Source organism: Vibrio sp. SCSIO 43097, from assembly GCF_023650755.1.
Taxonomy (GTDB): domain Bacteria; phylum Pseudomonadota; class Gammaproteobacteria; order Enterobacterales; family Vibrionaceae; genus Vibrio; species Vibrio alginolyticus.
This window is the reverse complement of record NZ_CP071841.1, coordinates 950,335-975,105: the sequence shown is the minus strand read 5'-3', so window position 1 is coordinate 975,105 and position 24,771 is coordinate 950,335. Positions and strand designations below refer to the sequence as shown.

Here is a 24,771-nt window from a genome sequence, read left to right as displayed (position 1 = left end):
TTCTACAAATACTGGCTACTTTGCGTTAATTAACGTTTGCTGTCGCCACCGCTGATGTATCAGAAAACGACAATGTAAAGTCTCGCTCAGTATTAAGCACTTTGGCTGGAAACTCTAAGCTCAACAGCGTATGTGGCGCGACTTCTGAAGCAATGCTAGTAACGAATTTTCGGGTTTCTCCAGGAGAGATCGATATGTCACTTCCACCTTGTGATGAGAGCTCAGCGATACCCATTGTTTCAAGTGTGTTACCGGCAGTATCCGCCAGGTGTAGTAAAGATTCTGACTTGTAGATTAATTCTCCACTTTCTGTGCGATATGCATTAAACGAGTTGAAATTTGGTTGCAATGATCCTTGTGAACCAATGTTAGTAACGGAAAATGTCACATTAGCGCCATCAAAGTTCTCGACTCTTACAAGTACGTTACTGTCTTGGTAACGAGCGGCTGCTGCCGCAGTTGCTTGCTGTTTCTGCCTCTGTTTCTCTTTTTCAATGTCGCTTAACTGTTTCTGCTCATTAGCGATTCGATTCTTTGCCATGTAGTACGACTGATCGACCATTGCTATTAAAGCGGGGATTGAATACAAAGTGAGGCCTTCCAAATGGTCAAAGTCGATTTTGGCATGTTGAGTACGTTTATGATTAGAAAATTGGCAGTAACCATCAATCAAACTGATTAAAGCCACTTCAAAAGTGCCCTGTAATCGGCTTACTTCCTGTGCTGCTTTCTCTAGATTTGAGCGGACTTTCCGAATCTCTTCCAAACTCTTTTGTGAAAGACGACCGTTTGGCGATACGTCGTTAGAAACCGAAACCAGTTCTTCGGTCACAAATGGATTGTTTTCGGCAGGAATCACCGTAGTGATACGGTTAGATTTGGTGATGTCTTCGCCTAATAAAACTATCATTTTTTGCGATGCGGCGGTTGTGTTGCCCACTAATACGTCACTACAGTTTGGCGACGTATTGGCATACCCGGCGAATGCGGTAAAAAGTGAAAGTGTAACGGACCAGCCGATGGTGACGAGTCCTGTCGTGGTTCGAGTATTCATCCTGATAACCCCTCTGTCATTTGGTGCGATTCACTGACGTAATTGCCAATCAAAAGATTGGCTCGCGACATTCAGAATGGTTCTGGTCAACCCTTCGTAGTGGGTATGCCCACAGATGCTTTTTTAGTCGTTTATCAACCGCTAAGCCACGATTGATAAAGTGTCTGAAATTGAGAGCATTAACGCTGCGAAGTTGATGTCTTTGACTGAAAGATAGACGTAACTTTTCCAACCATCAAATACGTGATTGAGTTCTCATTTTTATATGAGTGAGAGGTTCAAGAGAAAACAGGCACTTACTGTAGAGAGTTGATTTGAAGGAAAAATATAAATTTTTTTGGGGAACTTTTTTGATGCTGCCTTTGAGACTTTTTTTTGAATCTCAAAGGCAGGTTCTTACACTCGCGCTCAATTACAACGTGTTGAGGACATCCGCGAGTCGAGAGACAGCTGTCGTCAGTTCTTCTGGTGTAGCATTGGTAAAGTTAAGACGCAGAGCGGCTTTTACCTTTGAACCTTCTGGATAAAAGACCGGGCTCGGCACTACAGCAACCCAGTTTGCGAGAAGGTTTTTCGCCAGTTCGAAGGTGTCGCATTCTGGAATTTCGACCCAAACGAACATACCACCATCGACGGGTTTGAGTACGCAACTTTCTGGCAGCTGTTTTTGCAGTTCAGCAAACATGACATCGTAACGTGATTTGTAAAGCGCACAGATGGTTGAAATGTGCGTTTCGAAGTTGTCATGTTGCAGTAGACCATGCAGCAAAGCTTGCATAGGAATACTAGAGTGCAGATCGGCACCTTGTTTAATTTTGATGAGTGGCTCAAGGTAGCTACTCTTGCCCGTAACTACACCAATACGCAAGCCTGGTGAAGCTATTTTGGAGAAAGAGCGCAATACGATGGAGTGCTGCGGGCAGAAATCCGAAACTAGCGGCAGTGCTTCACCAGAAAAACGCAGCTCGCGGTATGGTGCGTCTTCAATGAATGCAACGTCGTATTGGATACAAAGTTCGGCAACTTTTTGGCGAGTCTCTAGCGCCCAGCATACGCCCGTTGGGTTGTGAAAATCGGGCACAGCATAGAACATTTTCGGTTGCTGTGTAGCAAAGCATTGTTCAAGTTCTTCAAGGTTTGGACCACACTCGGTTTGTGAAACGGTCACGATGTTGGCTTGCACTAGACCGAATACTTGCATAGCACCAAGGTAGCTCGGTGCTTCCATCACCACTTTATCGCCCGGATTCACGTACGCACGCGCAATCAAATCTAGCCCTTGCTGAGAGCCCGTTGTGATCATAGCCAAATGAGATTCCGGCAGCTGGTAATAATCGGTCAAAAAGTTAAGTAGCGGGGCGTAGCCTGCTGTTGCGCCGTATTGAAACACCTCTGGCATATTAGCGAGGTTTTCGAGCGTCGGTTTCATTAAGTCGATCGGGAAGGTTTTTTCGTCCGGCAAGCCACCTGCAAGAGAAATGACGTTCTTATCGCTCGCTGCTGCAAGGATCTCTCGGATGTAGGATGACTTAGTTTGTTGTAATGACTGTGCGATTTCCATGTGCTGTGCTTCTCGTAATTGTCTTTTTTATGTCAGAAATAGTATAGGTAAATTGCCAAGCTTGGTGTGTCCATTTATGCTGTTAAATATGTCCATTTATGCTATTTAAGCGAAAGTTTACTCCGTGAGCCATCAACAAGTTTCCAGAATCAATGACGTGCTGTTTTACATTCACCAGGACATTAGCAGAGATTTATCGGCTAAAGAGCTAGCAGATGTAGCAGCCTATTCTGAACAGCACTTCCATCGTATTTTTAAAGATGTGGTAGGGGAGTCTGTCCATCAATATATCCGTCGCACAAGAATGGAATACGCCGCCAATCAACTGATGTTTGATACCAGCTCATCGGTGTTAGACATTGCTAACAAGTGCGGCTTTAGCTCGGTATCTTCTTTTAGCCGAGCGTTTAAAGCAACGTTCGCTATGTCTCCTGGTGCGTGGCGAAAGCATGATTTACAAGTCGCAGAAAAGCCGTATCTAAAAGATCCGGAAGTGGCTGCGGGTTATCATCGGGTTGCGAAACGCGAGTTGCCAGAACCTAAAATTATGGAGGTTCCACAACGCTTTGCGGCTTATGTGCGGCATGAGGGTTATAGCCGTTCCATTCGCAATGCGTGGCTGATTTTGAAGGCGTGGGCAAGCTCTGAGAATCGGGACTTTTCGGTTCAATACGGTTTGCATCACTCCAACCCCGCTTGGGTCGAGCTCGATAAGTGTCGCTATGTGGCTTGTATGGCGATTGATAAGCCGCTTAAAGTACGCGGTGTCGTGAATCAAATGACGATTCCGGGTGGTTTGCATGCTGTTTTTCGCTTAACAGGGGTATATGGAGAGCTTCTTCCTCAATTGAGTATGGTGTTAGAGAAGTGGTTGCCGAATTCAGGCTTTAAGCAGCGTTCTACTCCCGCTTATGTTCACTATCATAAAAACCATTTCCTCAGCCATGATGAGGCGTTTGAGCTGGACTTCTATCTGCCCATCAGCTTTTTCTAACTGGAGTATTTATTTACTATCCGTAAGGAAGAAAATGCTAAGCTCTATATGGTGATTTTTTACAAATAATTGAAAATTAAATGAACATCGATCATGTAAAGCTATTTGTCCGTTTGGCTTCGACACACAACATCAGCATGGCTGGTCAGGAGCTTGGACTTTCTCCTGCTGTCGCTAGCGCACACATCAATAAACTTGAGGACAGCTTAGGAGTTCGTTTAGTTCATCGCACCACACGCAAAGTTTCCTTAACTGAAGAGGGGCAGGCATTTTTACCTCACGCGGAGGAGGTCCTTGCAACAGTGGAGGCAGCAAGGGGAGCTGTTGGCTCAGGGCAGAGCGCGCCAACGGGAGTATTACGTATAACCGCCTCTGCAACTTTTGGTCGCTTGCATATTGTGCCCGCATTAAAAGGTTTTATGGCGCGTTACCCAGGGTTAACCGTGGACTGCCGATTTTCTGATTCCATTATGGATCTGGTTGAGGGAGGTTTTGATGTCGCCATTCGTGTCGCTGAGTTGAAAGATTCTTCATTGGTCGCAAGAAAGCTTGCGCCAGATCGTCGTATTATCGTTGCATCACCAGATTATATTGAACAATTTGGGAGACCTAACAAGCCCCAAGACTTGACGAATCATGAATGTATTAACTTAGTTGGAATGAATAATTGGTCATTCAATACAAAAGATGGAATGTTCAATGTAAGAACTTCTGGTCGTTTTAAAACCGATAATGGTGATGCGATGAGAGACGCGACGGTAAACGGGTTAGGTATTTCTATCAACTCGGTTTGGAGTGTTTATCAAGAATTACAAAGTGGTCAGCTAGTGGAAGTACTCGAAGATCACCCTTTAGCGATGGATGCTGGGATTTGGGCTGTGTACCCAAGCTCTCGTTTAATTGCGCCTAAGGTGCGTGCCTTTATTGATTACTTTGCTGAATACTATGGCACGCCACCTTATTGGGAGTTTGCGGAAAAGTGATAATAAGTTTCAATTATCGAATACATTGTTTTTAAGGTCCGAATAAAAACGAACCTCAAGATAATTCTTAATTGTTATTAATAGAGTTTGCTTAAGATTAATTCAATAGTATCAATTATCTGCTGTGTTTTGCTTTGATCTAATGCATCAGGGTGTGGGGGCGCGAATGCTTCAATGTCATTATCGAAGTACATACCATGCGCTTGAGCAAACTCTTCTGATAGCGCAGCGCGAGTTAGAATATCTGCTCCTAAGCGGATATCACCACCAGCAACCCCATAAGCATCTTTAACCATCTTACTACCTAGGAATGATTTTGGGTTTACTGATACCAACATAGGGCCAGTGTTCTTAAGCTTTAGTCCGATTGCTCGTGACCACATCGTTAATGCCAATTTGCTTTGGGCATATGCTTCGCCATCTGACAATGGTTTGTTACCGAGTAAAGCGCTAGTGTTTACTGTTGTTTGTGCAGCTGAAGACAAATTAACCACACGACCCGTATCTCCGAGCAACGGCAATAGCTCTCTAGTGAGTAAGTAGGGAGCAATGGTGTTGACTGCGAAGCGTACATCAAGACCCTCTTTAGTTCTTGGATTTGGTGTTGCGTACACACCAGCATTGTTAATGATGACGTCTAAATGATTGAACCGTTCTGTTATCTCCATCACTATCTGTTTTACCGCATTGGGAGAGGATAAATCAGCAACAAGGCTTTCAACTTTACCACTTTTCATCTCCCTCAAACTTTGCTCAACTTGTTGAACTTTCTCTATATTCCGGCCATGGATTATTACGTGTTGTTCACGGTTAATTAACATTTTCGCGGTTTCTAAACCAATACCGTCAGTAGATCCAGTAACTAGAATTGTCTTTCGCATGATCGCTCTCATTGTTGAGGGTTAATATAGAACGATCATAGTGGCATCTTTTGCATTCGACTATTGAGACTAAAAAGAAAACACTTTCTAGGAAAAATTGAAAATAACTTTGTTGTTCTTTTTGTGGACGGTGCGACGAATTAACGTCTCATTAGATGCTACGGTTATACATGTGGTGCTCAAAAATTAGGCACTATTTTGTACTCAAATAATAGCCAAGAGGTCTCTATGTTAGGTGAAAATCACTCATTAACTCATGAATTCCCAGAACATTTGGATACCATTACTCAGCTTACCGAAAACGATGCATCATTTGCTGAAACCGTTAAAAACTACAATGCTTTAGATAAGGAAATCCGCGTACTAGAACTTCAAGGAAGCCCGATTGATGATCACGAAATGAACGTGTTAAAACATAACCGGGCTGAGCTCAAAGACTGGCTCCACTCGCGAATAATGGGTTCTTAGTGACGAAATGATCATCGGCTCGTAAATTGCGGGCCGATTTTAGTTCCAATGGACGATGCCAAGTGTGCAAACACTAGGAGTGCTGAGCAGGAGCTTGGAGCGGCAGGTGACCAGTTTTTACCCAAATGATCGTTTCTTGCTCTACAAAAGGAAAATGCTCACTCATATGTGGGCTTCGAATCCAAGAGAGAGCGGGATAGGTACCTAGCTCGTCTCTAAACTCTCCTGACAATACGAAAATTTCTTCACCACCAAAGTGACGGTGTGGTTGAAACTTCTCACCTTTTGGCCATTTAACCAATGCGACATGTTCGTGCTCAAAATTATGCAGCGGCATGACTTGCAACCCACCGACACCACTCTGCCAGCTCGCTTGGTTTGTATTAATGCGAACTGTTTCAAGATCCTCAGATTCGAACTGATTTAGTTTAACTAAAATCACACAGCCTTCTTTGCTAAATGGTGCGTGTTGACTTCCTGGAGGGTTACGAAGGTAAGTGCCGGCAGGATAGTCACCGTATTCGTCAGAGAATACCCCCTCGAGCACCAATATTTCTTCTCCTTGAGGGTGAGGATGAGTCGAAAACTGCGAATTTGGCTCGTACTTAACGACGCTGGTGGTATGCCCTGATTCTTTGGCTTCTCGTTCCAAAGGTTTGCGCCACACACCTTTGGAAGGGCTGGCGATCCATTCCTGTTGAGCAGTATCTATCACGATTCTTTTTGAAAAATCCATATTCAACATATTGAAATTCCGTTACTTATTTAAATACTAATTCTCATTAGTATACGTATAAAAAACATCAATTGATTCATTTGTTGATAGCCCAATTCATGGATTGAGTACGAACATGAAATCGGAGCCTAATTTAAATTTCTGCTTGTGTAATGAGAATTGTTATATTATAACATCGCAAAATTAAATGTTATAACATAACAGAAAGGAAAAAGTAGTGAATAAGAAATTGGTGTCTCTCGTGATCGGTAGCATTTTTGCATCCCCTGTTTTTGCCGACACACTATCGAACCCACAGATTGGTGTTGTTGTTGATGGCTACTACCAAGATGGCCAGCGTCATAATTCTGAGCGCGAAGAAGGCTTTGGTCTAGGCCATACGGAATTAAACTTCTCATCAAATATCGACGACAAGTTTTACGGCGCATTGACCGCGGTTCTTGAAAGTCATGGTGATGATACAGAATTAGAGCTTGAAGAGGCATTCATCGAAACTTTGGCATTGCCATATGGTGTAAACGTGCGCGCTGGCCGATTCCTATCTGACTTTGGTTACCTGAACAACCAACACATGCACACAGACAGCTTTGTTGAGCGTCCAATTGCTTACCGTACTTTCCTTGGCTCGCATTACTACGATGACGGTGTGCGCGCAAACATCGTTCTTCCAACAGACCTATATGTGAAGTTGGGTGTAGAAGCGTTAAGCGGCAGCAAGATGTCTTCTGTTGAAGATGGTTCTGAAGTTGGCGTTTACACGACAACACTTAAGCTTGGCAGCGATTTCTCAGAGTCTTCAAGCTGGCAGTTTGGCCTGAGCTACCTACGTAACGAAAACGGTAAGGTTAAAGAATTCGAAGATCACGACCACGGTCATGAAGAAGAGCATGAGCACGATCACCATCATGGCGCAGCAGTGACAGGTGCGAACCTTTACGGTGCTGATTTTGTTTGGAAATGGGCACCAGATGGTAATTACAAATACAGCAACTTCACGCTATCGGCTGAATACATGCTGTTAGACGGTGTGGTAGACAGCAAATATAAAAACGATGCAGAGTCACCAGACAACTTAAGCGCTTACTATGTTTCGGGTGTTTATCGCTTTAACCCAAGCTGGTCAGCAGGTTTACGTTACGGTGAAGCAGAAAGCTACGATGGTCATGCACACGGCGACCACATGCATTTCACTGAGCTGAATGATAAAGAAATGGATGCGATGATCGCATGGGATTCTTCTCATTTCGGTACTATCCGTGCGCAATACACTCGCATTGATAACCAAGACAGCGAGACAGACAACGTGTTCACTCTGCAATATGTGATGACATTTGGAGCGCACGGTGCTCATGCGTTCTAAGCTGACATTGAATAAATGCAGCTTGGTGATGATGGCAGCAGGAGCTGCCATCATCTCTTCGCCTGCTTTGGCTCTAAACATTTTCGTTTGTGAGCCAGAATGGAAAGCCTTTCTTGAAAGCCACGCGCCAGATGCCAGTATTTATTCAGCGACAACGGCTAAGCAAGACCCACATTACGTACAAGCTCGTCCTTCTTTGATTGCGAAGATGCGCCAAGCGGACATGGCAATGTGTTCGGGCGCAGAGCTAGAGGTGGGGTGGTTACCTATGCTGCAAGTTCGTAGCAGCAATGCGGCGGTGCAAAATGGTGCGCCGAGCATGATCTACGCGACGGACTTCGTGCGCATGTTAGATACTCATGCTCACGTTGACCGTAGCATGGGAGATATACATGCTCACGGTAACCCACATGTTCAATTTGCGGCAAATGACATGATTCCATTATCTCGTAAAGTCACGGATCGCCTAAAAGCGATTGATCCCGACAACGCACAAAGTTACCAAGTGAATGGTATGAAGTTTCGTGCTCATTGGCGTAAAAAGCTTAAAGAATGGAATGAGAAAGGGGCTGCTTTAAAGGGTAAGCAAGTTGTCGGTTATCACGCGACGTATCGTTATTTGTACGATTGGCTCGGAATGAAGCAGATTGCCGATCTCGAACCTAAACCGGGCATTTCACCGACCACATCTCACCTGCAATCACTTACCAAGTTAGATGCTGACAGTTTTGATGCGATTGTTTACTCCTCTCATCAGGATCAGCGTCCAGCGAACTGGTTGCAAGATCATACTGACAAACCTGTGATTCAACTGCCATTGACCGTTTCTGAGGGTGAAAACTTGGATGAGATGTACGATCAGGTCATTGATGATTTACTGGATGTGTTAGTGCCGCCCGTTCCTGTGAAGATCTGAGCCATGGCTGATTATGCATGGCTTTTACCTGCGGTTTTGTGTGGTTTAATTGCGTTAGTTGGCAACATCGTTCTGGGGCAACAAGTTCTTAATCGTCAGATCATCTTTATAGATTTGGCGGTGGCGCAAGTCGCGGCATTGGGGGCAGCACTTAGCCACTACTGGTTGAGCCAATACGCGCTGTTCTCAGGCTCATTCTTTGGCGAAATGATTGGCCCTTGGGTGATGTCTTTGATGCTTTGCGGTTTGATCGCCCTTATGGAGAAACGATACCAGCAGCATTTAGAGCCCATGATTGGCAGCTTGTTTGTCGTGTCTGCATCGCTGGCAATCCTGCTGGTGAGCAAAGACCCACACGGCGGAGACTTTATTCAAGGCATTCTTAATGGGCAATTGTTATGGGCGACTTGGGCAGACGTTTGGCCTTTGGCACTCATTACCGCTGCGATGTTGCTATTGGTTTGGTTAAAACCTGCGTTTATGCGCGGTAGTGGTTTTTATCTGATCTTTGCAATCCTGATGCCCATTACGGTCAAGTTAACCGGCATTTATTTAGAATTTGCTTTGTTGGTTATTCCAGCTTTATGTGCGGCAGCATTGAAGGGAACTCGATTCTTTGTCGCTAGTATCAGCATTGGTATTGTTGGGATCTTATCGGGTATTGCCGCATCGGCTCGCTATGACTTACCGAGTGGTGCGAGTATTGTGATCACCCTGTTTATTGCTGGCATGTTGTTTAATCTCTTGCTTCAGCCTTTTCTGGTGAAAATAACAAAACCAGCTTTTGTAAGAGATTAAGAGACAAGTAATATTGGTCTGATGAAGTAGTATTTGATTAATCAGACCAATACTTTTCTATCCAAGTCCTCCAATCGTGTAACTTTGCGCCTTCCAACACACTTTCTTACGTTGATCTTGCCATAGTCATCAAGTTGCCTTGATTAGTTCACATTCGACTCCCAGACTGTTTCTATAGTTTTTATAAGATATAAAAGACCCTGCGTATGAGAAGCGCAGCTGTAACGCGACTAGGCATAAAAACAAAAAACGCTAGGGATACAAGCGAATTTGTAATCTCAACATTTAAGGAAGACCAAGATGAAACCGGAAAAAGTAGCAGTAGTCACTGGTGCGGCTCGTGGTATTGGCCAAGCTATTTGTGAGCAATTACTGGAGGATGGATTCCACGTAATCGGGCTAGACATATCGCCCGTGGAATGGAGCCAGTCGGCGCAGCTAAGCAGTTATCAAGTCAACTTGTGTGATGCCGAAGCTGTCAGTGAAGTGGTAGAAAGTGTTGTAGAGCAGCACGGAAGAATCGATGCTCTGGTTAACAACGCGGGCATCACTCGAGATGCACTGTTGCCAGACATGTTAGAGCAAGACTGGGACAGCGTGATCGACGTGAACCTAAAAGCGGTGTTCTTACTCACCCAACGTGTTGCTCCTGTCATGCTAGAGCAGGGCACAGGCAGTATTGTTAGCATTTCTTCTATAGTGGGAACTGATGGTAATATCGGCCAGAGCAACTACGGCGCAAGTAAAGGCGGCGTCATCTCAATGAGCAAAGGCTGGGCGAAAGAACTTTCAAGAAAGGGTGCACAGATACGCGTCAACTGTGTCGCGCCAGGCTTTATCGCCACCGACATGACCAAGAACCTGCCAGAGAAAGTCATTCAAATGATGGAAGGCAAAACCCCATTAGGGCGCATGGGCTCAGTTCAAGATATTGCCAATGGCGTCTCTTTCCTAACCTCAGACAAGAGCGCCTACATCACAGGCCAAGTGCTCAAGATTGACGGTGGGCTGGTGTTATAGCTCGCTAATCAAAACGTCAAATAACAAACGCCCTTTATTTATGTGAAGGGCGTTTTTGTTTGAGGAACATTAATTGACCTGCTGGTATTTTTTTGCTCCTAAATGATTCAGTGGAATCAGTCAATAGTACGTGATGGAAGGTATAATTGCTTACTTTTATTAGCGAAGAAACTGATTGTATTGAGTGTTTTGTAGCCACTTGTTTTCTGGTAGCTTACAGCTCTTATTAAAGCTGTTGTGCCAGTCACATCTAATTGACCAAACATACAAGGAAGGAATTGTGAAGTATACGCCAAAGCCTATTCGACCTAGCAACCCATCTGCATTAGAGTTGGTTATTTATTACTACGAATGTCAAGCGGCCTGAATATCACGACAAAAAGAATAGTGTTGCGCTTAACAATGAATCTAAAGAAGCTTGCAAGCAGCGTACTGATGCTTTGGAAAAGGATTGGGCACACCTTCAGCATGAGCGAAAAAAGATCACTTCTCAGGTGATGCTACAGCAGGATCTTGAAACATGCCGTGCTGAAAACAAGTTGAAAGATGAAGATGAGTTGTTCGAGGAGGCTCATCATCCGACTTGTGTGCTGGCTCGTAATCTCACTGCAGTTGGTGAACCTAAGCCGAGTAGCATCCATGACCCACATCATATCATTCCGGGTAAAGGGCGGTTTCAGCAGGTTAGACTTGTTGTGACACGATTAGCTCTTCATGCTCACGGTATTGGAATCAATGACCCGTTGAATGGCGCTTGGCTACCTCGCTATAAAAATGACAAAGGTCACTGGGCAGGCAGTGAAGCACCAGCTCATCGAGAGATACATCGGTATAACTATGAATCATGGATTGTGAATACGTTTAGTTCTCCAATGCTGCCTGAGCAGGCAATGATTAGTCGCTTACAAAGAGTAAAGCACAAACTTCTGCATGGTGGATATCCGCAGAAAATTATTGAAAAGAAAGACACTAGCTGGAGCGGTCAATCATGAAAATCTACCAGTTAAAGCAACGCCCTGAGGAGTTTAAAACTCTAACTCTGGATATTATGAATCTTGCTAATCAGCTTGGTAATAAAAAGCTAGTAAGGCAACTCCGACTGCAGCCTTCTACTAATGAGCCTTTACTACCAATTTGGAAAGATGGTGTGGTTGGCGATTTTGAGGATGTTTTAGGAAAAAACTCTACGATGCCGGACATATCAACATGGTATAGCACATATCTAGCGCTAACTGCAGGTGCATGCGATAAGCTAGAATCGGTACTAGCGTCTGAGGGGGAGTTCTTGCCTATAAACGTTGGTGACGAAACCATATATGCTTTTAATTGCCTTAGTTTTGGCGCTGAAGATGAGTCTATGTGCCTTAAGAAACATACCGATGGTTTTGAAGATGGTCTGGAAACCATTGAATTTGATGAAGAGGATATCGAACCACGCTATGTATTCAAATCTCGCTTACAAGGCTGTACAGTGCTCTATGCTACAGAATCTTTCAAGCTTTTGTGCGAAGAGCATGGACTAGAAGGACTTAAGTTTGATGAAGATTTGCTGGATCCGTTTTAGTAGTTGACCAATGGGGTTAATGAATCCAACCACTACACTAGAAATTTGCAATACCTAAGCTAATGTTAGTGGGTTAATCGGGTCGTGGTTTTTCACAGTAGAGCCAAATTAGAAGTTGCATTTATTGCTAGTTCTGTCTTTTCTTTAGTAACAGTAGAATATGAAATCATGCAGTCGAGGCGTTAGGTGGCGGGATTGCAAAGCAGTCTTTATCTCTAGTATCAAAGAGGACGGGGAGCCGCTTTTTACAGGCGACTATATCGAATACACTAATTAGCGCAGTTTTAATAAGCGTAATGAAAATGAGAAGCTGAGAAAGCCCGAGAAGAACTATTAAGTCGAGATTCCTTTCTAATATGTAGTGAGTGGGTTGATTTGGCCAACCGACAAAAGGATTTGTAACATCTATAATTGTCCATTAAATGCTAATTTAGCAAAATCTATAACTCAATTTTCCAAAAATGAGTTTCGTTAGCTTGAATTAGAATAGCAAAGCGCTCTTCACGAAAGTTAAGGGCGTTAACAGCCTTTCATGTTGTTTGAACCAAGGTATCGAGATCCGCTTCGCTCTTAGTTACGTTCAACCTTAGCTGCTACTTTTCATCAATAAATAGAGATGAGTTACCATCAAGTAGCATAGGGAAGCGAGGGAGTATTCTCTCAAATGAACATTAAACTCCTTCTTTGTAGCCTGTCACCTTCAAACTACTTCCTCTAGCGCTAACAATTAATTCAAATGTGCGCTGGTTAATGATTTTTCTGTAAGTAACACTATTGAACGTGATAGAAGTAACAAAATGGCCTCTTAACGGTAACGTTCCCGAAAAGTTTATATATTATCGCCCTCATTGATATAAGTAGTAGAGACGCTCTGAGTACGAGCGCTCTGAAATTCAGGCTTTAGATGGACATTTAAAGTCACCATAAGTTTGCGATTTTTCTTGGGAACGTTTGCAATATGCCTAAGTATAAATTTACGTGAGACTATGGAAATGAAACTACACACTTTGACGATGGCAGTAGCGCTTGGACTGGTTACTGCACCTGTATTCGCAGCAACAGATGTTGACGCTCTTGAAAAGCGAATTAATGAATTAGAACAGAGACTTGAGCAGACAGAAAAAGCATCCACAGAAGCAAATGAGAAAGCCTCAAGCTTTGAGTTTCATGGCTACGCTCGTTCCGGGCTGCTCATTAATGATGATCTGAATGGTGCAGTGGGTACTGGTCCTTACATGACGGCAGCTGGTGCTATTGGCGCGCCAATTGGACGATTAGGGGTTGAGGATGATCATTATGTGGAAGCAAACCTTATTCACAAACGCTTTGCAGATGATGGTTCCAGCGCATTGTTCCGAATCATGTTGGCAGATAGTACGGAAACCAATAACGAATGGACAGCGAGTGAGAGTCAATTAAACGTTCGTCAGATATATGCTGAGCTAAACAAGTTGAGCATGTTCTCTGAATCAAGTGCGTTTGCTGACGCAACGTTTTGGGCAGGTAAACGATTTGACCGTGATAACTTTGACATTCACTTCTTTGACTCGGATATTGTTTTCTTATCTGGTACTGGTGCTGGTGTGTATGACGTCCAAATGAGCGATTCGTGGAAAGCAAACTTCTCGATCTATGGTCGTGATTTTGGTGAGATTGATAGCTCGTCAACAGATGTTGAAAACTATATCGCGACAATGAACAACCGCTTCGGTAATTGGCAATTGATGCTGAGCGGCATGACGTCTGCTGATAACAATGATCGCGTAGAAGGCGGAGCGGACAAAGGTTTACATGCGATGTTTGCTTACCATGGCGATAACTTCTTTGGCATGAGTGAAGGCTTCTCTAAAACCGGTATTTTGATGGGTGATGGACTGGGTGCGGAACTTAAAGGCATCGGTTCAAACGGAGATTTGTTAGAAGACGCAAAAGCCGTACGCTTGTTCAGCTATGGTGTAACACGCATCGGCGACAACTGGCGTGTAGCACCTGCGTTGCTAGCAGAACACAGCCAAGATCGCTTTGCTAAAAATGATGAATTTACGTGGGCATCGTTCAACATCCGCTTAGCGCAAGAGTTTACGCAGAACTTTGAGATGGTTTATGAAGGCTCATACCAATACATGGACCTAGACAATGCGATTGATAAAGCAAGTGGCAGTTTTTACAAAGCGACAATTGCACCAACGCTTAAGATGTCTACCGCTGCAGGTTTCTTTGACCGTCCGGAGCTACGTTTTGCAGTTAGCTACGTTGATTGGAGCGAAGACTTGAATGGCTACTCGATTAGCCAGGATGCGGGTGCTGCAACGATGGGTGATGGTGGTGAAGTTCTGTTTGCACTGCAAATGGAAACTTGGTTCTAAAGGGATCTAACCGACAAAGAGTAATAAGAAAAGCGCCAACTGATTTCAGTTGGCGCTTTTTCATTAACAGGACTGACGCTCAATTGTTTTGAATGTTAGTACCATCTTACTCATTTCAAAACTTCTGTTGGCAATTCTATCTAGTAGCAGTTTCGCACCATTTTCACCCGCTTTATCAAATGCATAGTTAAATGTTGATAAGGTTGGGGTGCACACTGATGCGAGCTCATCATCACCAACTCCTAGAACTAAAACGTCTTTACCCGGTGTTAACCCGAGCTCTTGAATCGCTCTCATCGCACCGATAGCAATACGGTCTGTCGCACAGAACAAGCCATCTAGCTTAGGGTTCTTTGTTAAGTGTTGTTTTGCCAATGAATAGCCAGAATCGATGGTAAAGTCACCACGAGCATGGAAGGCGATCTCAAAACCATGATGCTGTAGCGCTTGAACAAATCCTTCAGAGCGTTGCTTATCTACCGCGATATCGTCACCTTGCACACCAATAAAACCCATGGTTTGGCAACCTTTTGCAACCAGTCTATTTCCCGCTTCAAACCCTACTCGTGCGTCATCATGAATGATGCTTGGAATATTAAACATGGAACCATCTTGACCGACGAGCACAACTGGAACGGCTGAGTTTTGAATTGCTTTTACCAGTTTGGAATCGAGGTGGGTGGCGTAAAGAATGATCCCTTCAACCCGTTTTTGGTTAAAGATCTGAATGTACTCCAGTTCTTTTTCGTGGGCTTGGTGAGTGCTAGCAAGTAAGACATGTTTCCCGGCTTTTTCAAGGACATCGGTTAATCCATCGACACCTTGGGATGTGGCATGAGAGGAAACCCGAGGAACAATGACACCAACCAGATTGGTCTTTTGAGATTTTAGATCTTTAGCGACTTGGTTCGGCACATAGCCACACTCCGCTACTGCTTGGCGGACCTTCTGTTTTGTCGCTTCTTTTACGCCATACTCATCGTTTATAACCCGTGACACTGTTGATTTTGATACGCCAGCCAGACGGGCGACATCATGCAGACTCGCCATTGTTCCTATCCATTCTGTTTTTCGTTTTTGGGATTGTTTGCAAAGAGAAGATGAAAAGCTCTTTGATAAGTAGCGATTCTAACCTCCTATACTGCTCTTAGGGAGAGAATTTGACGATCATTCTCACATTCTCTCTGCTTTATCTTTGATCATTTGGTTTTATTGAGCAAAAATCTGTTTTGCAAACGTTCCCGAAAATTTCGCAAGCTCAGATAATAATCCAATGGGGTATGAAATGAATTATCCGGCAGTAGCAAAAGAGTTGTTAACTCTATTAGGTGGTAAAAGCAACATCACCGCACTTGCGCATTGTGCGACACGCTTACGCCTTGCCGTTGCAGATGAGCAAAAAATAGATGAACAAGCGATTGATAACCTTGAAGGGGTCAAAGGGCAGTTCAAAGTTGCGGGTCAGTACCAAATCATTTTTGGATCAGGCATCGTAAACCAAGTTTATGCAGAAATGGCGAAGTTGACGGGTATGAGTGAAATGTCCACCAACGACGTTGCGTCTGCTGGCGCAGAGAAACAAAACATCGTTCAGCGCGCGGTGAAAGGGCTGTCTGATATTTTCGTCCCAATCATTCCCGCAATCGTCGCTGGTGGTTTGTTGATGGGTATCTATAACCTATTGACTGCCCAAGGCTTGTTCATTGATGGCAAATCTTTGATTGATGCCAACCCAGGACTGACAGACTTGGCGAACATGATCAACACGTTTGCAAACGCGCCGTTTGTTTACCTGCCTATCCTGTTGGCATTTTCAGCCAGCAAGAAGTTTGGCGGCAACCCATATTTAGGGGCAGCGCTAGGTATGTTGATGGTTCACCCTGACTTGCTGAATGGTTGGGGATTCGGCGGCGCATCTGTGTCTGGCAACATTCCGGTTTGGAATATTCTTGGTTTTGAAATCCAAAAAGTGGGTTACCAAGGTTCAGTGTTACCGGTTTTGGTATCGGCATTCATTCTTGCGAAGGTTGAGCTAGGCTTACGTAAAGTCATACCTTCTGTTTTAGACAACCTTTTAACGCCATTACTGGCGATTTTCATAGCGGGTTTGCTGACGTTTACTGTCGTCGGTCCGTTCACGCGTGATATCGGTTTCCTATTGGGTGATGGTCTGAACTGGCTATACAACACTGCTGGCTTTGTTGGTGGTGCGGTATTTGGTCTTATTTATGCGCCGTTTGTTATTACTGGTATGCATCACAGCTTCATTGCTATTGAAACTCAACTTCTTGCGGATATTGCGACGACGGGCGGCACCTTTATCTTTCCTATTGCGGCGATGTCTAACGTTTCTCAAGGAGCGGCTGCGTTGGCGGTGGGCGTGATGAGCAAAGATAAGAAGATGAAAGGTATTGCGATTCCATCTGGTGTTACGGGTTTGCTGGGTATTACAGAACCGGCTATGTTTGGTGTTAACTTAAAACTACGTTACCCATTTATTGCGGCAGTTTGCGCTGCGGCGTTATCAAGTGCGTTCATCACAATGTTTAATGTGAAAGCTCAGGCATTGGGCGCAGCTGGTCTTCCAGGCATCATTTCCATTACGCCAGAGAAGATTGGGTACTACATCGCGGGTATGGTGATCGCGTTCTTGACCGCATTTGTTCTCACCATTGTTCTTGGTATGCGTGACCGCGCTAAAGTCGGTAGAAAAGCAGCGGCTTAATCTGAACTCCTTAGGGGTGGAGTCCCCCAAAATCCACTTCTTTTCCTAAATGTTTGGGATGCTAGCCAAGCACTAATGGCTTGGCTAGCCTTTTTCAATTTTTACTTGGTAGTGAAGGTGTTCAACACGTTGGACTATCAGGGCTTTAATTTCAAGGTAAGCAAGATGAATCAAGTATGGGTAACTGGTGATGCAGTTGTCGATCTAATACCGGAATCTGAGACTTCTTTACTCAAATGTCCCGGTGGTGCACCAGCGAATGTCGCCGTAGCAATTGCTCGTCTATCTGGTAAGAGTGCGTTTTTTGGACGTGTAGGTGATGACCCATTTGGTCGCTTCATGCAATCAACGCTCGATCAAGAGGGCGTGAGCACGGAGTTTCTCGTTAAAGACCCTGAGCAAAGAACATCAACAGTGGTGGTAGATTTAGACGATCAAGGGGAACGCAGCTTTACATTTATGGTAAAACCGAGCGCTGATCAGTTTATGTCTGTTGAAGACATCCCAAACTTTAAGCAAGGTGACTGGCTACACGTTTGCTCAATTTCACTGGCAAATGAGCCAAGTAGAAGCAGCACATTTGAGGCGATCAAAAGAGCAAAAGCCGCTGGTGGTTTCATTAGCTTTGACCCTAACTTGCGTGATGAAGTGTGGCAAGATCAATCAGAAATCCAAGCTGTCGTGATGAAGGCTGTAGCGATGGCCGATGTGGTTAAGTTCTCTGAAGAAGAGCTTTTGTTCTTGACTGACTCAACGTCGATGGCGCAAGGTTTACAACAAATAGCCTCTTTGAATATTGCTTTGGTCTTGGTGACACAAGGTGCGAAAGGTGTTTGGCGCGTCTTTGAAAGTCAGAGTGAACTGATCACAGGTCAAGTCGTTAGTCCGATTGACACCACAGGTGCGGGTGATGCTTTTGTCGGAGGGCTACTGGCATGCCTGTCTCGGCATGACGATTGGAAAAATCATCCTGTTGTTAGCTCTGCGATTCAATGGGCAAATGGCAGTGGTGCATTAGCGACGACGCAAAAAGGCGCAATGACCGCGCTTCCGACCCAGACAGAGTTGCTGCAATTTATTGGGCAATGATCTTCAGATCCAATTTCAGTTGAGAAAAATTATGAGCTTAAACAACCGTTGGACTGTAGAGCAAAGATATCGTCGACTTGAGCAAATCCCTCAGTGTGATATCGAAGAAATGACACTTTCACGTCAGCAAGATAAAGGCTTTCCTAGTTTTCATATCGCCCCTAGATTTGGGCTGTTAAATGACCCAAATGGGTTGTGCTATTTCAATGGTGAGCACCACATCTTTTACCAGTGGACGCCTGTGGGACCAGTCCATGGAATGAAGTATTGGTACCACCTTTCTACTAAAGACTTCATCCATTTTAAAGATCATGGCGTGGGTCTTCATCCCGACCAAGACTACGATTCACATGGTGTCTATTCGGGCGGTGCTTTGGTGGAAAACAACAAGGCTTTGCTGTTTTTTACTGGTAATAAGCGTGACCAAAACTGGAATCGAATTCCAACACAATGTTTTGCCACTATGGATTCGGAAGGCAACATTGAAAAAAATGGAGTGGTCATCGAAAATGAACATTACACGGAGCACTTTCGTGATCCAAAAGTTTGGAAGAAAGACGACGACTATTTGATGGTGGTGGGAGCTCAAACCAAAACCGAGCATGGTTCAATGGCGCTCTATCAAAGCAAAGATTTGAAAACGTGGCAGCATAAAGGTCCTATCAAGACCAAGTTTTCTGACCTTGGGTACATGTGGGAGTGTCCTGATTTCTTTGAGATTAATGGTCAATCGGTGATGCTGTTTTCTCCACAGGGCGTGAGCAGTCGTAATCCTTATGATTTCAAAAACATCTATTCTGTCGCATATATCGTGGGTGATCAGTTGAACCTAGAGTCGATGACTTTAGAAAACCACCAAGATATTTTGCAGCCAGATTATGGGTTTGATTTCTACGCCCCACAAACCTATTTAGATGAGAATGGGCGTCGCATTCTTATTGCATGGATAGGGTTGCCAGAAATCGACACACCATCGGTCACACACCAGTGGGCAGGAATGTTGTCTCTTCCTAGAGAACTAACGTTGAAAGATGGTTTTCTTGTTCAAACTCCACTCCCTGAATTGGAGAGTTTAAGAAAAGAAGAGGTGGTCTTTGCACAGTCCCATACACTGGAAAGCACAAGTTGTTTGATCCAATTAGACCTTGAGGGCGATGGCTTTGAACTTGAGCTGAGTAACCTCAAAGGTGACAACATCGTCTTTAGTGCGACAAAGCACGAGTTTATGCTGGACCGTCGTCACATGTCTCATTTGTACGCAGAAGAATTTGGTGGTATTCGAAAAGCACCAAGATTGGACGCTAAGCAGACGATTGAGATGTATATCGACAATTCTGTCATCGAGATTTTCATTAATGGCGGCAAACACACGATGACCAGTCGTTTCTTTATTGATGACCTCAATACGGTAACGTTGAGAGGGTTGGAGCAAGCAAGGCTTTTCCCTTTGAAAGGTATTTCTGGTTTGTTTGAATCAGCTAAGTAACGGTTTCGAATACATTAAAACGCCCTTCATTGATTTAGTGAAGGGCGTTTTTCTTTCTAACTATCTAACTTAACTGCCTATCACGCACGTAAGTTGTTTGAACTAAGGTATCCAGAACAACTTCATTCTTGGTGACTTTGAAGTTTAGCGGTTGTTCTAAATCCCCAAATAGTGGCGCGCCGCCGCCAAGTAGGATAGGGAAGCGCGTGATCACCATTTCATCGATAAGATCTTCTTTCAGGAAGTTCTGAATCGTCACTCCGCCGTCGATGTAAAGATCGTTAAAGCCTTTTGCGTTTAGCTCCGCAAGCACATCTTTTTGCTCGCCTTTTACTAGAAAGACTTTGTCTTCGTAGCCTTGTGGCACTTCTGTCATGGTATTGCTGAGTACAAACACAGGTTTGCTGTATGGCCAATCGCAATCAAAGCTCAGTACGACATCTAGGGTGTTGCGCCCCATTACCAAGCCATCAATACGCTCCATCAGTGAGAAGAAACCAGTATCAATGTTGTCTGGATTTGGTACTGAATGTAGCCAGTCGAGTTTGCGCTGCTTATCTGCGATGTAACCGTCCAGACTGGTTGCAATAAATACGATATTTGCCATGAGTACCTCATCAAAATGGTGATGCTTGAGCCAAGCTAAAGTATGGTTTAAAATTAATTCTACAATGTAGAATAAGTATGAGTTTATCGAGAAGATCAAATGTCTGTCAACGAAAAGAAACGCGGGAGACCAGCCGCTAAGCAGTCGCAGTTAAGCGCAGAAAGCATCCTAGATACAGCTAAGTCATTGATGAAAAAGGATAGCAAGGTACCAAGTATTCGCTCGTTAGCGACGCAATTAAATGTGGATCCTATGGCGATCTATTACTACTTCAAAAACAAGAATGCGTTGCTTGAAGCGTTGACCACATCGCTGGTGGAGGAAATTTATCAACCGAAAGTGAATGAAGATTGGCAAGGCGAACTCAAAAATTTGTGTATTAGCTACATTGAACTGCTGCGTGAGTACAACGGGTTATTGCAAACCATGCTGAGCATGACATCGTATGGCCCTGCTCAAGTGTTTACCGAGCGCTATCAAATCATTGTTCAGCCTTTGGCACTGTCTCCGCAAGTGGAGAAAGACAGTTTGGATCTATTGGCAGATTACCTACACGGGTTCGCTTTCTCGATCAGTTGTTGCCACGATACGAGTTTGATTCAGACGGAGATGATGGATGGGCCGTTGAATCTGATCTGTTCTTCGTTATTGGCATCTCGAACCTAGTTCACATTATCGCGACGTTTTTACTTATAGCGTGAAAGAAAATCCCATAACCAAAGGTTCTAACTAAAAGAGATTGCAGGACTTTTATTTAGCGAATTCGACCTAATATCTTGAGTATGCCTAATCGCAGTTGGCGAAGAGGTGATGTTAATAATGCTTGCTGGCGCGTAAGACCCGTCAGTTTGAAGATGCATTCAAACACAATAAGGGAAAACAATGGCTAACGAATACATTCCACCAAAAGTTTGGACAAACGATAATGAAAACGGCGGTCAGTGGGCGAGCATCAACCGTCCGGATTCTGGCGCACGTCATGAGCAAGAGCTTCCAGTTGGTGAGCACCCATTCCAACTTTACTCAATGGGTACCCCAAACGGTCAGAAAGTGACGATCATGTTTGAAGAGCTTTTAGCGGCAGGCGTAACGGCAGCAGAATACGATGCGTACCTGATTAAGATTGGCGATGGTGACCAGTTTGGCTCTGGCTTTGTGGCTGTTAACCCAAACTCTAAAATTCCGGCATTGGTTGACCGTTCGGGTTCTGAGCCAGTGAACGTGTTTGAATCTGGCAACATCTTGTTTTATCTAGCAGAGAAGTTTGGTCACTTCCTACCAACAGAAGGCGCGAAACGTGCCGAGGTAATGAACTGGTTATTCTGGCTGCAAGGTTCTGCGCCATACCTAGGCGGTGGTTTTGGTCACTTCTACGCGTACGCACCAGAGAAGTTCGAGTACCCAATCAACCGCTTTACAATGGAAGCAAAACGTCAGTTAGATGTATTAGACAAGCGTCTTGCGAACAATGAATTCCTAGGTGGCGATGAGTACAGCATCGCTGATATCGCAACATGGCCATGGTACGGCAACCTTGTGTTGGGTCGTGCTTACGATGCGGCTGAATTCTTAGACGTAGAAAGCTACAAAAACGTTGTGCGTTGGGCAAAAGTAATTGATGAGCGTGAAGCGGTAAAACGTGGTCGAATTGTGAACCGTTCATGGGGTGAAGAATGGGAGCAGTTACCTGAGCGCCACAGCGCAGAAGATATTGATAAAGTATTGAAACTTAAACCATAAGCAATCTTGGCCTAGCTACGTCAAATGAGTTTAGTTTTATCTATGCTTATACAGTGACCTTAATCAAATCTATAGCGCACCATATACGGTGCGCTATTTTTATTCTCATTTAGTCTCGAAATGCTAATTTATATCACCTCTTGAAGAGCATTTAGTTCGTAGATGAATCTTTAATGTATTTATATATTATGATGCAAAACAAAGCTCATATTTCCATGTTAAATATGGACTGGTCATACTGCTTTCTAATAATTAAATTATTTAAAAATTATAAACTGATTTTATATCCATTATAAATAAAATTAATGATAATTAATATTTGACATAACCTCTAAATTTATGTGGAATATGCGAGTTGATTTGTTTTGAAGAAATAAAATTAATTTCTAGTACTTTTATTTAAGACAAGCTTAGCTTTTAGCGATGTTTAATTATTAATGCTTATATCATGAAAGAGGATATGTATGATGTCGTCGTTTGAGTCGTACTGGGTTGGGATACGTCAAAGAATAGCCGAACAAACCGAAGGTAACCGCAGTTTAAAGTCTCTAGTCATTAAAAAGCAGCGTGTGAACTTAAATAACAGTGGGTTATCCTTTCGCGCTAAGTCCGGATGCCTTATTCCTCACTGTTATACCAAGTTCTCTGATGAGATAAACCTAAAAACATCGAAAAAATCGTCTCTTAGTTTTAAAAAAGGAAAGCTGTATTTTTCTCCAGTTTAATAATAAATGAAATTTGCATAAATTATAATATTAGGTTTTTAAATTTATCGATAATTAATTACGATTTTATGATGCGTTTTCAATATGTTTTCTTGGTAAATAATTAGCTGGGCTTATTGTTGATTGTTTTTGTTGTTTCCTATTTAGATATGGATAAAAGCTCAACTACTTTTCCTATACCAACTTACTCCCTGAATTGACTTGCGCGCTTTTTCTCTCCTCTCAAAAAAACATAGCGTTACGGAATTATTTTCGCTCCTGTTTCATTCTTCAAGACGAAAGCTCTACCTACCTCTCATTATTTTCGACAAACATTGAGTAAAAGTAACCAATCGTAACAAGGTGGCTGTAACTGAGCGCCGTTTCAATATACTCGTTTTTTAACTAGGTAATCCCGCGCTTTGAATTCATTCGGGTACCGTTTGTAAGCCTTAAATGCTACTAAGATAAGATGTCATGATGAGAAAAAGTACTATATTACACACAGTGTTAATTACAGGGTTCGCTGCTGTATCCTCGTTGGCTTATGCTGCGCCTTCAGTTGTGCCAAATGCGCCGGAACTCAGTTCTCGTGGTTATGTTTTGATGGACTTCCATACGGGGAAAGTACTGGTTGAACGTGATGCCCACAAACGTTTAAACCCCGCGAGTTTAACGAAGTTGATGACTGCTTATGTAGCTGGTCAAGAAATTAATACAGGCAATATTACGTTGAATGATGAGGTTGTCATCAGCCGAAATGCTTGGGCAAAAAATTTCCCAGATTCTTCAAAAATGTTTATTGAAGTCAATACTTCCGTTTCTTTGTCTGACTTATACCGTGGTCTGATTGTTCAATCTGGTAACGATGCCAGTGTCGCTATTGCTGAGCATGTTGCGGGAAGTGAATCAGGGTTTGTGAGTTTGATGAATAGTTGGGCCGCCAAGCTTGAATTGTCTAACACGGCATTCACCAACCCTCACGGCCTAGACAGTGACGGTTTATATTCGACACCTTATGATATTGCCAAGTTGGGCCAAGCGATTATTCGTGACTTACCTGATATCTATCCGCTGTATAGCGAAACCTCGTTTACTTACAATGGCATCACTCAATACAACCGTAATGGCTTGCTTCGTGATCGTAGTATGAATGTCGATGGCATGAAAACTGGTTATACAAGCGGCGCGGGTTATAGTCTAGCGACTTCTGCAACACAAGGTGATATGCGTTTGATTGCCGTAGTGATGGGAGCGAAGAGTGAGAATGTTCGTGAATCAGAAAGCAAGCAGCTGTTGAGTTATGGCTTCCGCTTTTACGATACGGTAATGCCGACTGAGGCGGGTGCGGAACTTGCGAAAGCTCGAGTTTGGATGGGCGAAAAAGACGAGCTTACTGTCGGCGTAGCTAACGATGTTTATCTCACTTTGCCAAAAGGAGATGTAAAAAATCTGCAAGCGGAAGTTGAATACAACGGTGATTTAGTTGCGCCAATTTCTGAGCAACAAGTGGTTGGTAAAGTGCTTTACAAAGTCGAAGGTAAGGTCGTAAATGAAGCCGAGCTCGTTGCATTGGAGTCCGTGGAGGAAGGCAGTTTATTCAAGCGAATTTTAGACTGGTTTAAGCAATTGGTCGCTAGCTGGTTCTAAACAGTAGCGAACTTCTGTCTATATCACTCTATCTTGTTAATGTTCTATTAAATCAATTTACTAAGGCGA

The 24,771-nt window shown here is 43.7% G+C and carries 22 protein-coding genes; 16 read left to right on the top strand and 6 right to left on the bottom strand.

Features of this window, described 5'->3' with window-relative positions; genetic code table 11:
- Positions 1 to 25: 25 nt before the first annotated feature.
- Together J4N40_RS20690 and J4N40_RS20685 are read right to left on the bottom strand one after the other, a co-directional pair.
- A complete protein-coding gene (locus tag J4N40_RS20690) occupies positions 26 to 1,054 on the bottom strand; it encodes a hypothetical protein (protein ID WP_136976618.1) in 1,029 nt (342 codons plus the stop codon).
- A gap of 412 nt (positions 1,055 to 1,466) precedes the next feature.
- Positions 1,467 to 2,615 carry an aminotransferase-like domain-containing protein gene (locus tag J4N40_RS20685; RefSeq protein ID WP_017819834.1) on the bottom strand — a complete coding sequence of 383 codons (1,149 nt, stop codon included), beginning with the start codon at positions 2,613 to 2,615 and terminating at the stop codon, positions 1,467 to 1,469.
- 124 nt (positions 2,616 to 2,739) lie between these two features.
- On the opposite strand from J4N40_RS20685, the gene J4N40_RS20680 reads away from it, so the two are divergent.
- Both J4N40_RS20680 and J4N40_RS20675 read left to right on the top strand, forming a co-directional pair.
- Positions 2,740 to 3,609, top strand: coding sequence for an AraC family transcriptional regulator (locus tag J4N40_RS20680; RefSeq protein ID WP_005387011.1), 870 nt, complete (start codon positions 2,740 to 2,742; stop codon positions 3,607 to 3,609).
- An 80-nt stretch (positions 3,610 to 3,689) separates the two neighbouring features.
- Complete coding sequence (locus J4N40_RS20675) at positions 3,690 to 4,592, top strand: LysR family transcriptional regulator (protein ID WP_005373741.1); 903 nt, start codon at positions 3,690 to 3,692, stop codon at positions 4,590 to 4,592.
- A 77-nt stretch (positions 4,593 to 4,669) separates the two neighbouring features.
- Here the strand turns inward: J4N40_RS20675 and J4N40_RS20670 are convergent, their stop codons facing one another.
- Entirely contained in the window at positions 4,670 to 5,473 is an 804-nt protein-coding gene (locus J4N40_RS20670; protein ID WP_025767963.1) for an SDR family NAD(P)-dependent oxidoreductase, read from the bottom strand.
- A 228-nt stretch (positions 5,474 to 5,701) separates the two neighbouring features.
- Here J4N40_RS20670 and J4N40_RS20665 point away from each other — a divergent pair, with 228 nt between their 5' ends.
- On the top strand, positions 5,702 to 5,941 hold the full coding sequence (locus J4N40_RS20665) for an HP1242/YdcH family protein (RefSeq protein ID WP_005373737.1): 240 nt from the start codon (positions 5,702 to 5,704) through the stop codon (positions 5,939 to 5,941).
- Positions 5,942 to 6,014: 73 nt separating this feature from the next.
- Here J4N40_RS20665 and J4N40_RS20660 read toward each other — a convergent pair whose 3' ends face one another.
- Entirely contained in the window at positions 6,015 to 6,686 is a 672-nt protein-coding gene (locus J4N40_RS20660; protein WP_054574565.1) for a cupin domain-containing protein, read from the bottom strand.
- Between the two features lie 208 nt (positions 6,687 to 6,894).
- On the opposite strand from J4N40_RS20660, the gene J4N40_RS20655 reads away from it, so the two are divergent.
- From J4N40_RS20655 to J4N40_RS20625, 7 genes are all read left to right on the top strand, one after another.
- Entirely contained in the window at positions 6,895 to 8,037 is a 1,143-nt protein-coding gene (locus J4N40_RS20655) for a hypothetical protein (protein WP_171345897.1), read from the top strand.
- Complete coding sequence (locus J4N40_RS20650; protein WP_171342629.1) at positions 8,027 to 8,953, top strand: metal ABC transporter solute-binding protein, Zn/Mn family; 927 nt, start codon at positions 8,027 to 8,029, stop codon at positions 8,951 to 8,953. Before J4N40_RS20655 ends, J4N40_RS20650 begins: the two co-directional genes overlap by 11 nt.
- A gap of 3 nt (positions 8,954 to 8,956) precedes the next feature.
- Positions 8,957 to 9,751, top strand: coding sequence for a metal ABC transporter permease (locus J4N40_RS20645; protein ID WP_005373725.1), 795 nt, complete (start codon positions 8,957 to 8,959; stop codon positions 9,749 to 9,751).
- 300 nt (positions 9,752 to 10,051) lie between these two features.
- Positions 10,052 to 10,771: a 3-oxoacyl-ACP reductase FabG gene (fabG, locus tag J4N40_RS20640; protein WP_017633598.1), complete on the top strand. Its 720-nt coding sequence runs from the start codon at positions 10,052 to 10,054 to the stop codon at positions 10,769 to 10,771.
- 440 nt (positions 10,772 to 11,211) lie between these two features.
- Positions 11,212 to 11,763 carry an AHH domain-containing protein gene (locus J4N40_RS20635; protein ID WP_050550087.1) on the top strand — a complete coding sequence of 184 codons (552 nt, stop codon included), beginning with the start codon at positions 11,212 to 11,214 and terminating at the stop codon, positions 11,761 to 11,763.
- Positions 11,760 to 12,335, top strand: a complete 576-nt coding sequence (locus J4N40_RS20630; RefSeq protein ID WP_033906347.1) for a hypothetical protein — start codon at positions 11,760 to 11,762, stop codon at positions 12,333 to 12,335. The genes J4N40_RS20635 and J4N40_RS20630 overlap by 4 nt, the downstream gene beginning before the upstream one ends.
- Positions 12,336 to 13,327: 992 nt before the next feature.
- A complete protein-coding gene (locus J4N40_RS20625) occupies positions 13,328 to 14,701 on the top strand; it encodes a carbohydrate porin (RefSeq protein WP_104976248.1) in 1,374 nt (457 codons plus the stop codon).
- A gap of 63 nt (positions 14,702 to 14,764) precedes the next feature.
- On the opposite strand, the gene J4N40_RS20620 is transcribed toward J4N40_RS20625, so the two are convergent.
- On the bottom strand, positions 14,765 to 15,751 hold the full coding sequence (locus J4N40_RS20620) for a LacI family DNA-binding transcriptional regulator (RefSeq protein ID WP_017819847.1): 987 nt from the start codon (positions 15,749 to 15,751) through the stop codon (positions 14,765 to 14,767).
- 235 nt (positions 15,752 to 15,986) lie between these two features.
- On the opposite strand from J4N40_RS20620, the gene J4N40_RS20615 reads away from it, so the two are divergent.
- The 3 genes from J4N40_RS20615 to J4N40_RS20605 all read left to right on the top strand — a co-directional run bounded on the left by J4N40_RS20615 (position 15,987) and on the right by J4N40_RS20605 (position 20,001).
- Positions 15,987 to 17,426, top strand: coding sequence for a sucrose-specific PTS transporter subunit IIBC (locus tag J4N40_RS20615; RefSeq protein ID WP_017819848.1), 1,440 nt, complete (start codon positions 15,987 to 15,989; stop codon positions 17,424 to 17,426).
- A gap of 165 nt (positions 17,427 to 17,591) precedes the next feature.
- A complete protein-coding gene (gene cscK, locus J4N40_RS20610; RefSeq protein ID WP_115386520.1) occupies positions 17,592 to 18,515 on the top strand; it encodes a fructokinase in 924 nt (307 codons plus the stop codon).
- 31 nt (positions 18,516 to 18,546) lie between these two features.
- Positions 18,547 to 20,001 carry a sucrose-6-phosphate hydrolase gene (locus tag J4N40_RS20605; protein WP_115386521.1) on the top strand — a complete coding sequence of 485 codons (1,455 nt, stop codon included), beginning with the start codon at positions 18,547 to 18,549 and terminating at the stop codon, positions 19,999 to 20,001.
- A gap of 64 nt (positions 20,002 to 20,065) precedes the next feature.
- Here the strand turns inward: J4N40_RS20605 and J4N40_RS20600 are convergent, their stop codons facing one another.
- Positions 20,066 to 20,608 carry a dihydrofolate reductase family protein gene (locus J4N40_RS20600; protein ID WP_250654484.1) on the bottom strand — a complete coding sequence of 181 codons (543 nt, stop codon included), beginning with the start codon at positions 20,606 to 20,608 and terminating at the stop codon, positions 20,066 to 20,068.
- Between the two features lie 99 nt (positions 20,609 to 20,707).
- Here J4N40_RS20600 and J4N40_RS20595 point away from each other — a divergent pair, with 99 nt between their 5' ends.
- The 3 genes from J4N40_RS20595 (at position 20,708) to J4N40_RS20585 (ending at position 24,702) form a co-directional block, all read left to right on the top strand.
- Entirely contained in the window at positions 20,708 to 21,274 is a 567-nt protein-coding gene (locus tag J4N40_RS20595; protein WP_054576133.1) for a TetR/AcrR family transcriptional regulator, read from the top strand.
- A gap of 216 nt (positions 21,275 to 21,490) precedes the next feature.
- Positions 21,491 to 22,348, top strand: coding sequence for a glutathione-dependent disulfide-bond oxidoreductase (yghU, locus tag J4N40_RS20590; protein ID WP_053304568.1), 858 nt, complete (start codon positions 21,491 to 21,493; stop codon positions 22,346 to 22,348).
- Positions 22,349 to 23,532: 1,184 nt separating this feature from the next.
- Positions 23,533 to 24,702, top strand: coding sequence for a D-alanyl-D-alanine carboxypeptidase family protein (locus tag J4N40_RS20585; RefSeq protein ID WP_053304564.1), 1,170 nt, complete (start codon positions 23,533 to 23,535; stop codon positions 24,700 to 24,702).
- The last annotated feature ends 69 nt before the right edge of the window (positions 24,703 to 24,771 follow it).